Source organism: Flavobacterium sp., assembly GCF_027531905.1.
Classification (GTDB): Bacteria; Bacteroidota; Bacteroidia; order Flavobacteriales; family Flavobacteriaceae; genus Flavobacterium.
The window spans coordinates 45,304-60,011 of record NZ_JAPZSU010000012.1 but is presented as its reverse complement, the minus strand read 5'-3'; the positions used below and the strand labels follow the sequence as shown (position 1 = coordinate 60,011).

Annotated in this window: 9 protein-coding genes; 1 reads left to right on the top strand and 8 read right to left on the bottom strand. The window is 34.1% G+C overall.

Features of this window, described 5'->3' with window-relative positions; all coding sequences use genetic code 11:
* Window positions 1–22: 22 nt before the first annotated feature.
* The 4 genes from O9307_RS03865 to rpsA all read right to left on the bottom strand — a co-directional run bounded on the left by O9307_RS03865 (window position 23) and on the right by rpsA (window position 7,759).
* Window positions 23–2,209 (bottom strand): OmpA family protein, encoded by a 2,187-nt coding sequence (locus O9307_RS03865; protein WP_298295522.1) that lies wholly within the window; start codon window positions 2,207–2,209, stop codon window positions 23–25.
* An 11-nt stretch (window positions 2,210–2,220) separates the two neighbouring features.
* Window positions 2,221–3,156, bottom strand: a complete 936-nt coding sequence (locus O9307_RS03860) for a type IX secretion system membrane protein PorP/SprF (RefSeq protein WP_298295520.1) — start codon at window positions 3,154–3,156, stop codon at window positions 2,221–2,223.
* 28 nt (window positions 3,157–3,184) lie between these two features.
* The gene (locus tag O9307_RS03855; protein ID WP_298295518.1) at window positions 3,185–5,824 is read right to left on the bottom strand and encodes a gliding motility-associated C-terminal domain-containing protein; all 2,640 of its coding nucleotides are present in this window, start codon (window positions 5,822–5,824) and stop codon (window positions 3,185–3,187) included.
* Between the two features lie 159 nt (window positions 5,825–5,983).
* The gene (gene rpsA, locus O9307_RS03850; protein WP_298295515.1) at window positions 5,984–7,759 is read right to left on the bottom strand and encodes a 30S ribosomal protein S1; all 1,776 of its coding nucleotides are present in this window, start codon (window positions 7,757–7,759) and stop codon (window positions 5,984–5,986) included.
* Between the two features lie 401 nt (window positions 7,760–8,160).
* On the opposite strand from rpsA, the gene O9307_RS03845 reads away from it, so the two are divergent.
* On the top strand, window positions 8,161–8,679 hold the full coding sequence (locus O9307_RS03845) for a hypothetical protein (protein WP_298295513.1): 519 nt from the start codon (window positions 8,161–8,163) through the stop codon (window positions 8,677–8,679).
* Window positions 8,680–8,747: 68 nt separating this feature from the next.
* Here the strand turns inward: O9307_RS03845 and O9307_RS03840 are convergent, their stop codons facing one another.
* The 4 genes from O9307_RS03840 to lon form a co-directional block, all read right to left on the bottom strand.
* Window positions 8,748–10,124, bottom strand: coding sequence for a nucleoside permease (locus tag O9307_RS03840; protein ID WP_298295511.1), 1,377 nt, complete (start codon window positions 10,122–10,124; stop codon window positions 8,748–8,750).
* 68 nt (window positions 10,125–10,192) lie between these two features.
* Window positions 10,193–10,888 carry a (d)CMP kinase gene (cmk, locus tag O9307_RS03835; protein ID WP_298295509.1) on the bottom strand — a complete coding sequence of 232 codons (696 nt, stop codon included), beginning with the start codon at window positions 10,886–10,888 and terminating at the stop codon, window positions 10,193–10,195.
* 75 nt (window positions 10,889–10,963) lie between these two features.
* Window positions 10,964–11,989, bottom strand: coding sequence for a type IX secretion system protein PorQ (porQ, locus tag O9307_RS03830; protein ID WP_298295507.1), 1,026 nt, complete (start codon window positions 11,987–11,989; stop codon window positions 10,964–10,966).
* 145 nt (window positions 11,990–12,134) lie between these two features.
* Window positions 12,135–14,588: an endopeptidase La gene (gene lon, locus O9307_RS03825; RefSeq protein WP_298295505.1), complete on the bottom strand. Its 2,454-nt coding sequence runs from the start codon at window positions 14,586–14,588 to the stop codon at window positions 12,135–12,137.
* Window positions 14,589–14,708: the final 120 nt, after the last annotated feature.

The window sequence follows — 14,708 nt, the reverse complement described above, 5'->3', positions numbered from 1 at the left end:
CGAATTGGAAGCTAAACATTTATCATAAGTTTTTAATCACAAATTCACTTCTTCGATTCAGTTCATGTTGTTCCTCATCACATGAATCTTCAGGGATGCATTTCACTATAGGAACCGATTCACCATAGCCTTTTGCCGTAATTCTATTTTTAGAAATTCCTTGTTCTATTATGTACGCTTTGGTAGCATCAGCTCTTTTTTGAGAAAGCTCAGCATTAAATATCTGGTTCCCACGATTATCAGTATGCGAACCAATCTCTACTACCATTTCTGGATATTTCTTCATTAATTCAACCACACGATTCAATATTTTTTTTGATTCTTTTCGTATATACCACATAGTATAATCAAAATATATTGGATCAGTTTTGATCATTAATCTATCTTTTTCTTTTACCACATCTTTTTCTGCTGCAATAATAGTGGCCATTTTTTCTTTTTTCTTAGCAATTGCAAGTTCAGCAGCTTTTTTATCAGCTAATTCTTTGTCCTTTTTCAGTTGAGAAAGGGCTGCCAAATCTTCCTTCTTTTTATTTTCGAGTGCTATAGCCTCTTCTTTTTTCTTTTTTGCCAAGGCAACTAGTTCAGCCGCTTTCAATTGTTGGGCGATTAATAAATCATTCGCCTTTTTTTGGTCAAGAATAAATTGTTGCTCTTTTTTGATTGCTTCCAAAGAACGAATAGTCATAGATCCATCATTGCTCATATTTCTTTCCGCAGTGCTTGATAAATTTCTAGAGTTTTCAGTATAGTTTTCTTTGGTAACGCTTATTGAATACTTAGATTCACATTCAATTGCAAAATGGAACTTTCCATCTATCGAGGTAATCACTCTTTCCAATTCATGGTTGCTCCCATTTTTTAGCACTACGAGTGCCTTATCGAGTGCGAGATGTGAATCTGTATCAGTGATCGTTCCTGCAATATACTGTTTGCAATTCTCAATCAGTAACTCTTTGGTTTCTTTTAAAGCGTATATATCATCTTTTCCTTTTCCGCCGGGTCTATCCGAACTAAAAAAGCCTTCTTTTGAATCTGAATTAATGTAAAAAGCAAAATCGTCATAACCAGAATTGACTGGTAGCCCAACGTTCGAAGCTTTTAATAAAGTAGCGCCTAAATCAGAAACAAAAATATCTAAACCACCATATCCTTCATGTCCATTCGAAGAAAAATATAATTTATTGTCATTGGAAACAAATGGAAATTGTTCTCTCTTAACAGTGTTTATTTGTTTCCCAAGATTCACTGGTTTTCCATAACTTGTGCCTTCAATAGTCACGCTAAAAATGTCTAAGGATCCCAAAGTCCCTGGCATATCTGAAGCAAAATACAAGGTTTTATTATCTGGACTCAGCGCTGGATGCTCTACGGAATACTCAGGACTATTGAACGGTAAAGATTGAATATTGGTCCATTTATTATTTACAAAATCAGCCCTAAAAATTTGAATATTCGAAACCTTAGCACTGTTTTTAACTCTCTTTCCGTTTTTTGAATTGTTTCTAGTAAAATACATTGTTTTACCATCATTCGTAAATACAGCATTCGATTCATGCAAGGCTGATTTTAAATCTTTTGAAAAATAATTCACTAAAGTGTCTTTTGAATTGACGTCAGCCAATGGAATGCTCACCAAATTTAGATAGGATTCATTATTCCATTTATAAGTTTTGTCAAAAAGGTTTGGTTTTAATTTAACCGCAGCAAATACTAAATTATCGTTCCAAACCACACCACCGAACTCAGAATTCATGGTATTTAGCGCCAAATTCTGAATTACAAATCTGTCGCCTATTGCGGTTATGTTTTTTAGCTGTTTAATACCTTCTTCTAATTTTTCAATGGCAGTAGCATCATTGGCATCGGTATAATATTGGCGTAATAAAGTAATGGCATCATCGTATTTTCCAATAGCTTTTAATGTTTGTGCATGTCTAAAATAAAACTCTTCCGTTAAAGCATTCTTTTTCGATAAAAGAGCATATTGTCTTTGTGCTTTATCATACTGATTCGTATAATAATAACAATCTCCCAATTTCTGAATCACTTCATTCGTTGGTCTTTTTTTGTTTATTTCTTCAAATAAAGGAATTGCGGCACTGTAATAGGTTTTATTAAACAAAACGTTAGCGCGTTGTAATTCTTGTTGTTGACCAATCGCAAATTGGTATACTAACACGATTAGAATTATATAGATATTTTTCATGTTTGTAGTATTTAAAAGAATCTTGGTGATTTGTCGTAACCTTTACCTAATAAATTGAGAGTATACAAGAGTACAATTTCGTGTGAACCCGAATTAAATTGACTCAGATTAGAAGTAGTGTAATCATAAGAATAACCAATTCTAAGGCTAGGCGTTACATTAACATTCATCAAAAGACTAACCGAATCATTAAAGCGGTAGGCCGCTCCTAATTCAAACTTTTCGTTGTACAAAACATTTGCTGTTAAATCTACAGATACTGGGGCTCCTTTTACAAAAACAGTCATAAAAGCAGGCTTAAGTTTAAATGCTTCATTAATATCAAGTACATATCCTCCCGTAAAAAAAGTATGGATTTCTTGTGGGCCAAAGGAATTTATAGTGGGTCTAAACTTGATATGTTCCGCAGAAAGCAAGTTGGGAATCGAGAGCCCAACATAATATTTATCCCCAAAAAAATAAGCACCAACTCCAATATTAGGAACCGTTTCATTTATATTTTCAGCAAATGCATTATCAGTAGTGCTATTACCACTATTTAATCGGAATCCATTAAAATTTGTAGTAATAGCGCTGACTCCCGCTTTAACGCCAAACGCTATGCGTTGCCTCTCATTTAGTTGAAAATTATATGCAAAATCAGCAAAAAAATTAGTTTCCTTCTTAGCACCATCTCCTATATCATCTGAAATCAAAGAAAATCCACCTTCTAGTTTTTCGTAGAAAGGCATATGTGCAAATAAAGTTATCGTTCTTGGGGCTCCTTTAATTCCTGACCATTGATAGCGGTACAAACTTCCTAAATTGAGTACAGAAGCATTTCCTGTTGTATAAGCTGGATTAATCACGCTCATATTAGTCATATATTGAGTAAAATGGGGATCTTGCTGCGCAGAGGCTTTTGTTATAAAAAATAAAAAAAACACAAAACGTATTATTTTTTTCATTGAATTTGGTTTAATGGTAAAGTATAAATTATCGATTTAAATAAAGTTGTCCTTGTTTAGGAGGCAAATTGTCTTTATTATAATGAATACTATAAAAATAAACTCCGGTTGCGGATTCGCCACTTATAAAATTGGAATTTTCATTTTTTCCGTCCCAAGCAGGTTTATTTACATCTCCTTTGAATACTACATTGCCATAGCGATTAAAAATTTCTATCGTATAATTAGGATACACAAATTCAATATTTTGAATTTGAAAGAAGTCATTTATTCCGTCTCCGTTGGGGGAAAACCCATCTGGGATAAAGAAATTATCCGGTGTTGCGGTACAATCTTTTAGTGAAACCGTTACGATCAATGGGCTTGAAGTACAATTTGTAGCACTATCAAAATCAAAACCATAATAAGTAGCACCTTCCGCAAGTAATTTAGAATTCTCTAATACATTTCCATTATTTAATGCATCATACCATTGAATGGTTCCTGTAAAACTTGTCTTATTAGATAAACTCAAAATAGTTGGTTGATCTACGCCACAAAAATTTTGGCCATTAGCAGCTAAAACTGGAATTGGGACATTAGTAATGATTACATTGACCAATGCTGCATTGGACTCACAACCGGAAACATTTCTTTCTCTTACATAGTACTTCCCCGTAATCAATTTTGTGTTTGCAGCTAAGGGTTGTGTGCCGCTAGGAGAATCATACCATATGTATTGATTTCCTTTTGGAATTAAATTCCCCAAGGTTGCATTATCATTAGCACAAAAAGGCTGATTATTTGGCGCTATTGGTACAGATGGAATTGAATTGATGCTAAACGTCTTAGAAAATGACGCTACAATTGAACAACCAGTCGAAGCGTTTGTAACATTAGCAATGGTTATGGTTGTTGTTCCTATATTTGGTATTTCGGAGGAGGGAATAGTAAAACTTACAGCACCAGCTATCACGTTTATTGAAATCGTTTTTGTTGCAACTGTATTAGCTCCTGATATGGTATAGCTAATGGTAGTTGCTGACAAGTTTTCTAATCCCGTTAGTTTTACACTTGTGGGCGAACCTTGACAAACATCATTTACCGTCATAATCAAATTAGTCAGTATTGGTAAAGCATTTACAATAAATTCTTTTTTTATGGTTGTACTATTGGCACAATTAGAAATTTTATTCAAAATTTTAGTAATAGTGATAGTGGTAGTGCCAGCAACTGGAATCAAGTTAGAAGGAATAACAAAACTTGAAATCCCACCTACTACATTGATGTCGGCTGAAATAGCAGCTGCTCCATTCAAACCACTTAAATTATATAAAATTGTATAAGTACCGTTGGTAAGATTAGAAATCCCAGAGAGTACTACTGTGGCATTCTCGCCTTGGCAGATAGGATCAATTTTGAGAGTAGCACTATTTATATTTGGTATCGCATAAACATGCAAAATATCTTCAACCGTACCAATATTAGCCTTACAAATGTTTGTGCTTGTCACTTGCTTAATCTCTTCAATTTTAACAGTGTAGTCATTAACATTTTGAAAATTAGTACGTTCAATTGGAAAGACTAATTTTCCCCCAACAAAAGGTTGTATGGTTTTTATAGGCAGATTACCCGAAACACTATAGGTAATCTCATAATTACCATCCGGAATTAGATTATTTCCTTGTGATAAAGTTGCAGTATAAGTAGCTGTAGTAATTTCATTTTCACATATATCTGAATTCACAAGCAAAGTAGCACCAGTATAATCACGTTGCTTTTCAATTGTAATTTCTACTTCTGATTTCTGATCAGCGCAAACATTACTTTTAGATAACACCGTATAAGCAAAACGATAAACTCCAGGGCCAAACTTGTTATAAATAGCTAGTAAATTCACTTGATTATCCTCATCATCACTTATCTCTGAGGTTCCAAATTCTGTCCAAGTACCATCACTATCTTCACCAACTAATAGATTGTTTAAATTAAAATTGGTATTGGTACTTAATTCATTCGAACATAAACTGATATTTGTAGGTACTCCAGAAATTGGTGAACGATATATGGTTACAAAAACTGTCACTGGAGGCGGCACTGGACAATTACCAACAGTTGGAACTGTATAAGTATATGAATAAGTACTCCCTGGGTTTAATACCGAAGCATCCAATAAATTATCATTCAATCCTAAATTAGTTGTATTCCCTTTCCAAATACCCCCGGTTTGAGGCGATAAAAAATTACCATCAAATACTTGAAATAAATTAAAAGCAAGTTCTGTATTGCAAATTGAAGAATTTGGGGCAGGGACTCCGGCATAACCCCCAATTGTTACCGTTAGCTCTGCTGTGTTATCTACGCAACCTGTAACATTCGTTACGGTATAGGTAAAATGATAAATACCACTTTTCTTTATTTGTTGTGCGTTTAAAACCCCTGTAGTTTTATCAAAGCCACCTGATTTATCAACATCCTTCCAAACACCACCAGCTGTAGGACTACCGCCAAGTAAACTGAAAAGATTAATCGAGGCACTACTGGGATCGGTTATGTTACAAATTTCTACAGCATTATCACTACCTGCACATTGTGCTCTAGCATTAGTAGACGATAGAAAAAAGAAAAATAAGCCTAAAAAAAAGTAAACACTCCGAAAAGACGGAGAAAAAAGTAGTTTTTTTATCATACGATTATTTTTTTTATTTATCAAATATAAACATTTTCATACAAAAAACAAACAATTAGTTGATTATTAATAAAAAACAAAAAACTTTGAAATGCATACATAAAAAAAATCCTGCCTTGTTTACAACAAGACAGGATTACTATCATTAAATCAAAAAAATTATTTTTTCTCTGATTTTTCCATTTTAGCTTTCAATGCAGCTAATACATCATTGTTATCTCCTAAAGTTGCTGCAGGTGCATTAGTAGAAGCAGATGAAGTATTTTCAGTTGCAGCTTTCACGTTTTTCTCTTCTTCTTCACGGAAGATAGCGGTGTGAGAAGCCACTACTCTTTTAAATTCTTTATTGAATTCAATTACTTTGAAATCTGCAGATTCGCCTTTTTTCAATTTCTTACCGTCTTCTTTTTCAAGGTGACGCGTAGGAATGAATGCAACGATATCATCTCCAAATTCTACAGTAGCTCCTTTGTCAACGATTTCAGAAATTTCACCATTGTGGATCGTTCCTACAGCGAAAGAATCTTCGTATTGATCCCAAGGATTAGCAGTAGTTTGTTTGTGACCTAAAGATAATTTACGTCCATCAACATCTAATTCTAATACCACTACGTCTAATTTTTCACCAACATTTACAAATTCAGATGGGTGTTTGATTTTCTTAGTCCAAGATAAGTCAGAAATATAGATTAATCCATCAATTCCTTCTTCTAATTCTACGAAAATACCAAAGTTTGTAAAGTTTCTAACGATACCTGTATGTTTAGAACCTACAGGGTATTTAGAAGTAATGTCAGTCCAAGGATCTTGAGTCAATTGTTTGATACCTAATGACATTTTACGGTCATCTCTATCCAAAGTTAAAATAACTCCTTCAACGATATCTCCTACTTTTACGAAATCTTGAGCAGAACGTAAGTGAGTAGACCATGACATTTCAGAAACGTGGATTAAACCTTCAACACCTTCAGCTACTTCAATGAAAGCACCGTAGTCAGCGATAACTACTACTTTACCTTTCACTTTGTCACCAACAGCTAAGTTAGCATCTAAAGCATCCCATGGGTGAGCGTTTAATTGTTTCAATCCTAATTGAATTCTTGTTTTCTCATCATCGAAATCAAGGATTACTACGTTTAATTTTTGGTCTAATTCAAGCACTTCACTTGGGTGGTTGATTCTACTCCAAGAAAGGTCAGTAATGTGAATTAATCCATCAACACCACCTAAGTCAATGAACACACCATAAGAAGTAATGTTTTTAACAACACCTTCTAATACTTGTCCTTTTTGTAATTGACCGATGATTTCTTTTTTCTGTACTTCAATATCCGCTTCGATAAGCGCTTTGTGAGATACTACAACGTTTTTGAATTCGTGGTTGATTTTTACCACTTTGAATTCCATGTTTTTGTTTACGTATACATCGTAATCTCTAATTGGTTTAACATCAATTTGAGATCCTGGTAAGAATGCTTCAATTCCGAAAACATCAACGATCATACCACCTTTAGTTCTGCATTTTACAAAACCAGTTACGATTTCACCTGTTTCGTTTGCAGCAATAACTCTATCCCATGATTTAATAGTACGAGCTTTTCTGTGAGATAATACCAATTGACCAGTTTTGTCCTCACGGATGTCAATTAATACTTCTACTTTGTCTCCAACTTTTAAATTTGGGTTGTAACGGAATTCATTTAATGAAATAACACCTTCCGATTTAGCGTTGATATCAACGATAACGTCTCTATCTGTAATTCTAACAACTACTCCTTCAACAACTTCTTCTTGATCTGTAGCGATGAAAGTTTTTGATACTAGTTCTTCGAATTCTAATAAGTTTTTCTCATCTACTGCATCGATCCCTTCTTCGAAGTTATGCCAGTTAAAATTTGCTAAAAACTCTTCTTGTGATTTTAATTGTTCAGACATGCTGATAAAAAATTTGTATTCTGTTTTTCTTGAGTTTCTTAAAGCGAGAGAAAAAACAGAAGTTGTTTTACATAAATAGTTGACACCTAAAGGAAACTCTTATCCACCAAAAGGTGCGCAAAAGTAAAACATTTAATCAATATGACAAAATATTTACCCCTAGATGTTGTCAACTAAAATCATAAGAATAAATAAAAGCATTTAGAAGCGAAAGAATTGGCATTTTTGCTGTGAAGAATACCTCTATTTGCACACTTAGAGGCATACAGCTTTATCTGCACAATTTCTTACCAATTACATATATTTGTAAGAAAAAAAAGTTTATGTACAATTCGTTTCAAATTTTTATCCCAGATGACAAAAAATTTACACTTTCCATTAACTTGGTATACTATCCACTTTTGGCAGTATTTATCATCTTGTTTTTAAATTTACGATTAGAACCATATCATAGTATTATTAATTTTATATTGATAATTTTTGCAATAATTTACATTTATTTGGTTGCTACAAGAACATTTAGAACTAAACCAATCAAAGGAAAATTAGAAGGATTAATTATTTTTGAAAAAGAAAGCCTTGTAGTAAATAATACCAGAATTTATATGTCTGAAATTCAAACCATTGAACTATCGGTTAGGGATTTTATGGGAGAACTTTATAGATATAATTATCGTAGTCCTAATTTAAATGGAGTCGCTTCAAACGGAACAAATAATTGGATTGAATATTGCTTAAAAAATGGTGTCAATAATAAAATCTTTTTCAGAAAAGAATTTGAGGCGCAACATGAGACAATATATCCATTCTTGAAAACATTAATTAAAAGAAATGTCTTAACATTAGCACAAGTACTAACTATTATAGATTTTGAAAGTGAGTATAATATTCAATGTTTTAAGGACTCCTTAAACAAATAATTAATTTGAAATTATAAAAAATCCGAGAACAATTCTTTGCCCTCGGATTTATCATATTGATATATTATTTAATGGCGCGCGTTTTCTACATCCAAAGGACGATGCTCATGTTTGAACAACAAAGCAAAAGCAATAGCTATGATCAAAGCATAGACAGCAAAAGCCAACCAGATGTGATGCCAATCTTTCATTAATAAAACCGAATCTAATGTGCCATCAACAGCAACTTTTTTTCCTTGAGACCCAATAAATTCCATCATTTTAGGATTTGTAATTTCAGTCTGTAAAAAACCAGCTAATTCAGTTGTTGTCTTGAACGACTTAGTAAAAAACTGATCAATAGCCCAACCCGAAGTAAAACTTCCTAAAACAGCCCCAATCCCATTTGTCATCATCATAAACAAGCCCTGAGCCGAAGAACGATTTTTTGCATCCGTATTGGTTTCTACAAATAATGAACCTGAAATATTAAAGAAGTCAAAAGCCATTCCGTAAACCACACACGATAAAATAATCATCCACAATCCATTCACTGGGTCTCCAAAAGCAAACAAACCAAATCGCAATACCCAAGCCAACATACTAATCAACATTACTTGTTTGATTCCAAAACGCTTTAAAAAGAATGGAATAGCTAAAATAAACAAGGTTTCAGATATTTGAGAAATCGACATAATAATGGTAGAATATTTTACCACAAAAGAATCGGCATATTTTGGAAAATGCTTGAATTCATCTAAAAACACATCCCCATAAGCATTGGTTAGCTGTAAGGCGGCACCCAAAAACATAGAGAAGATAAAAAACAAGGCCATTTTATAATTGGCAAACAATTTAAATGACTCTAATCCCATCAGCTCCATAAACGAAGCGTTTTCTTTGATTAAATTTTGTGGTTTACACTTTGGCAACGAAAAAGAATACAATCCTAATCCAATCGCAGCAATTCCAGCAATATAAAACTGGTAGGCAGACGCTTTGTTACCAGTTAAATTGGTAATCCACATGGCTACAATAAAACCAATGGTTCCAAAAACACGAATCGGTGGAAAATCTTTAACTACATCACAATTATTCAATTTTAAGGCAGTATAGGAAATAGAATTACTCAAAGCAATCGTTGGCATATAACAACACATCGCCAAAAGCATCACATAAATAAAGTTATCAGGAGTAGTAATTTGTGGCAAATAAAACAAAACCAAAGCATACAAAATATGCAAAACTCCATAAAGCTTTTCAGCATTAATCCATCTGTCGGCTATAATTCCTGTAAGGGTAGGCATAAACAATGAGGCAATTCCCATGGTACTAAAGACTAATCCAAATTGTGTTCCGTCCCAGCTTTTTGTGCCAAACCAAAAATTGGCAATAGTAATGAGCCAAGCTCCCCAAACAAAAAATTGAAGAAAACTCATTATGATCAATCTAATTTTAATTCCCATACAGTCGAATTGAATTTTAAAAAAAAGTAAGCGGTAAATCTACTATATTAAAAAGAGATTTACAAAACTTACTTGGCATTAATCACTTCGTCAACCAAATCCAAAACAATTTTAAATTGTTCTTCTTTACTTAAATCAGAATTGTCTATTTCTATGGCATCGTTAGCTATAATCAAGGGCGAATCGGCTCTATGTGTGTCAATATAATCGCGTTCTTCAACATTTTTAAGCACTTCTTCATAGCTTACTTCATCTCCTTTTTGTTGCAACTCAGCAAAACGTCTTTGGGCACGAGTGGCAGCGCTTGCAGTCATAAAAATTTTAAGTTCCGCTTCAGGAAAAACTACGGTTCCGATATCCCGACCGTCCATCACAATTCCTTTGTTTTTTCCCATTTCTTGTTGTTGCTCAACCAATTTTGCTCTCACTGCTGAAACCTCGGCTACTTTACTCACATAATTAGACACTTCAATCGTTCTGATTTGAGTTTCTACATTTTCATTGTTCAAATACATTTCGGCAAAGCCTAAAGTTTCATTGAATTCAAAAGACAATTGAATAGTAGGAAGCGCTGCTATCAACGCCGATTTATCAAAAGTTGATGAAGTAATAAATCCTTTTTGCATAGCAAAATATGCAACAGCTCGGTACATTGCTCCTGTATCTACATAAATATATCCTAAATGTTTAGCTAATTGTTTGGCTAAAGTGCTTTTACCTGTAGACGAGAATCCGTCAATAGCGATAGTGATTTTAGTATTCAAAATGAAGGCGATTTTTTGCAATCTTCCCAATGAAAAAATTGCTGATTTTTAATAATGGACAAAGTTAACAAACTCTTATTGCAAGTTCAACGTCAAACCAAACAAACTTGTGTTTGCCGCCAAGGTATATCGAGAGTAGGAATAATTGAATTTCAATCTGTTCATTTTTAAGCCAAAACCGACAGAAATTCCAGAAAAATGACGTTTATCTACTACACGTAATTCTTCTCCACGTCGAAAATTATAGCCAAGTCTTACGTTAAATGCCCTTTTCGGGAACAATTCTACGCCAAAAATAACGTGGCGCAACGCATTATTTACAAAAGAAACCTTCTCTTCGGTTTGGCTTCCATCAATGGCTGTTTCTCCACGCACGGGATTAGAAAAAGCAATATTCCATTGTTGCAAATTCTCTAAGGTCAAATGCCAACGAATGGGAACATTGTCTAATTCTTGAGAAACACCAATCATTACTTCTAAGGGTAATTTTTCACGAACCCCTGAATAAGTAGTGAATTGTGTTCCAATATTTCGAATCACCAAAGCCCAATTCACATCGTTGCGTTCATCTCTATAAACCGCCCCTATATCCAGCGCACCACCTAATGAATTATAGTTTTCTAAAACAGATGAGATTACTTTGGCATTGGCGCCAATATGTAAACTTGTAAAAGGGATATTATAAGCGTACCCCAAAGAAACCGCTACTTCGCTACCGGTAAAAGAATTGGTTGCTTGTCCATTTTCGTCATAGCCATCAAATTTTCCGTAATTGATGTAATTGATGCCTGCTTGAAACGTTTGTAAATGCTGGTCGTAAGTATAGGCATAAGAGGCAGTCCCATAACTCACTTCTCCGAAATAACTTCCGTAATTCAGCGCCAATTGATTATGCATTTCTGGATTAATCGAAGCTGGATTAAAATGCGCTTGATTGACATCTTCATCATATATCGTTACTATTTTTCCACCCAAAGCAGCTTGACGAGGAGAAGTAACCAAATTCAAAAACTGATAGGTGTACCTTCCTCCTATTTGCCCAAAAACTGGCAAACAAAGTAAAATTATGAGTACAACTAAAAACTTTTTGAATACCCTCAAGACGGTGTTTTTTTTGATTAACTAGAACGATAAAACGAAGATAAAATTATATCCAATAAAAACATGGTTTCCCTTATAAAAAAAGAAATTCCAAATTCCAAACTTGATAAACAGCTGGAATTTGGAATAACAATAAACCTTTGTTTTATTTTAAATCTTTGGCATTTTTCACTTTTTGATTTGTAATAGCGATAGCTAAAACTTCACTCATTTCTTTCACATAATGAAACGTAAGTCCTTCTAAATACTCCGATTTAATTTCATCAATATCACTTTGATTTTCGTGACAAAGGATGATTTCTTTGATATTCGCTCTTTTAGCAGCTAATATTTTTTCTTTGATTCCACCTACTGGCAATACTTTTCCACGTAAAGTAATTTCGCCAGTCATCGCTAAGTTTTTCTTCACTCGCTTTTGTGTAAACAAGGATACCAAAGAAGTCAACATTGCAATACCCGCACTTGGACCGTCTTTTGGCGTAGCTCCTTCAGGAACGTGTAAGTGAATGTTGTATTTAGAAATAATTTCAGGATTCAAGCCCAACAACTCAGCGTTAGCTTTGATGTATTCTAAAGCAATCGTAGCCGATTCTTTCATCACATTACCTAAATTCCCAGTAATCGTCATACTTCCTTTACCTGGAGAAATCAATGATTCTATAAATAAAATATCACCGCCAACACTTGTCCAAGCCAAACCAGTAACTACTCCTGCTACATCATTGCTTTCATATTTATCGCGCTCTAATCTTGGAACGCCTAATACTTTTACGATGTCTTCGTCGGTTACTTTTTTGTTGTACTCCTCCTCCATCGCAACAGATTTCGCGGCATTTCGAACAATTTGAGCAATTTTATTCTCCAAACCACGCACACCAGATTCTCTAGTATAACCTTCAATGATTTTTTCTAGTTGTTTTTTTCCAATAGTCAAATCTTTAGCAGTCAAACCGTGAGCTTCAAGTTGTTTGGCAAATAAATGTTTTTTGGCAATTTCAACCTTTTCCTCAATAGTATAGCCCGACATCTTGATTACTTCCATACGATCTTTTAAGGCTGGCTGTATAGTCGACATCGTATTTGAAGTAGCAATAAACATTACTTTAGACAAATCATACCCCATTTCTAGGAAATTATCATAAAAAGCATTGTTTTGTTCAGGATCCAAAACCTCTAACAAAGCCGAAGAAGGATCTCCGTTATGACTACTTGACAATTTATCGATTTCATCTAAAACAAAAACTGGATTGGATGTACCTGCTTTTTTCAAACTTTGAATGATTCGTCCAGGCATTGCCCCAATGTAGGTTTTTCTGTGACCACGAATTTCTGCTTCGTCACGCAAACCACCCAACGAAATACGAACATATTCTCTTCCTAAAGCTTCTGCAACCGAGCGACCAATTGAAGTTTTCCCAACACCCGGAGGCCCTGTTAAACAAATAATTGGAGATTTCATATCATTTCTTAGTTTAAGAACTGCCAAATGCTCTATCATTCGTTTTTTTACTTCCTCTAATCCAAAATGGTCTTTGTCTAAAACTTTTTGAGCGTGTTTTAAATCAAAATTGTCTTTTGAAAACTCTCCCCAAGGAAGGTCTAAAAACATTTCTAAATAGTTCCTTTGAATACCAAAATCTGGAGCTTGAGGATTCATTCTACGCATTTTAGACAACTCTTTTTCGAAGTGCTGTTTCGTTTTTTCGTCCCATTTTTTGGTTTTGGCTTTTTGACTCATTTCGTCCATTTCTTCCTCCTGCGAAACACCTCCCAATTCTTCTTGAATGGTTTTCATTTGCTGGTGCAAGAAATATTCTCTTTGTTGCTGGTCAAGGTCAAAACGAACTTTGGATTGAATGTCATTTTTTAATTCTAACTTTTGCAATTCTACATTCATAAAACGCAAAGTTTCTAATGCGCGCTCCTTTAAACCATTAATAGCTAATAAATCTTGTTTTTCTTTGACAGAAAGATTCATATTGGAAGACACGAAATTCACCAAAAAAGACTGGCTTTCGATGTTTTTAATCGCAAAAGTAGCTTCGGTTGGAATATTTGGACTTTCTTGAATAATCTTAATCGCCAATTCTTTGATAGAATCAATAATTGCCGAGAATTCAGTATCGTTTTTTCGAGGTCTTTTTTCTGAAACTTCTTTGATAGTTGCTGTTAGATAAGGTTCTTCAGCTACTACTTCGTCGATTTCGAAACGCTTTTTACCTTGCAGAATTACGGTAACATTACCGTCAGGCATTTTTAAAACACGTAAAATTTTGGCAACAGTACCAATTTTGTTGATATCGTTTTTCGAAGGGTCTTCGTCGGCTTCGTTGATTTGAGCCACAACTCCAATCACTTTTCCTGATGCATTGGCATCATTGATTAATTTGATGGATTTATCTCTTCCTGCAGAAATAGGAATCACTACCCCAGGAAACAAAACGGTGTTGCGCAAAGGCAAAATTGGTAGTGTCTCTGGCAATATTTCGTTGTTCATTTCCTCTTCATCCTCGGGAGTTAAAAGTGGAATTAAATCTGATTCGGAATCAAATTCTTGAAGTGACAAGTTGTCAATTGTAAGTATTTTGTGATTTGACATATCGTTATTAAGTCATTTTGTCATTAAATGAAAAGTCATTCAATGCAAAGTTAATGATTTATACTTTTTATTTATCTGGAATTCAATACTTATGCCGTTTGGCGTTGTATTATTCACACT

Bases quoted from the DNA above. Each gene is read 5' to 3' on its own strand.
- O9307_RS03865 (WP_298295522.1), bottom strand. From the start codon at position 2,209: ATGAAAAATATCTATATAATTCTAATCGTGTTAGTATACCAATTTGCG.
- O9307_RS03860 (WP_298295520.1), bottom strand. From the start codon at position 3,156: ATGAAAAAAATAATACGTTTTGTGTTTTTTTTATTTTTTATAACAAAA.
- O9307_RS03855 (WP_298295518.1), bottom strand. From the start codon at position 5,824: ATGATAAAAAAACTACTTTTTTCTCCGTCTTTTCGGAGTGTTTACTTT.
- rpsA (WP_298295515.1), bottom strand. From the start codon at position 7,759: ATGTCTGAACAATTAAAATCACAAGAAGAGTTTTTAGCAAATTTTAAC.
- O9307_RS03840 (WP_298295511.1), bottom strand. From the start codon at position 10,124: ATGGGAATTAAAATTAGATTGATCATAATGAGTTTTCTTCAATTTTTT.
- lon (WP_298295505.1), bottom strand. From the start codon at position 14,588: ATGTCAAATCACAAAATACTTACAATTGACAACTTGTCACTTCAAGAA.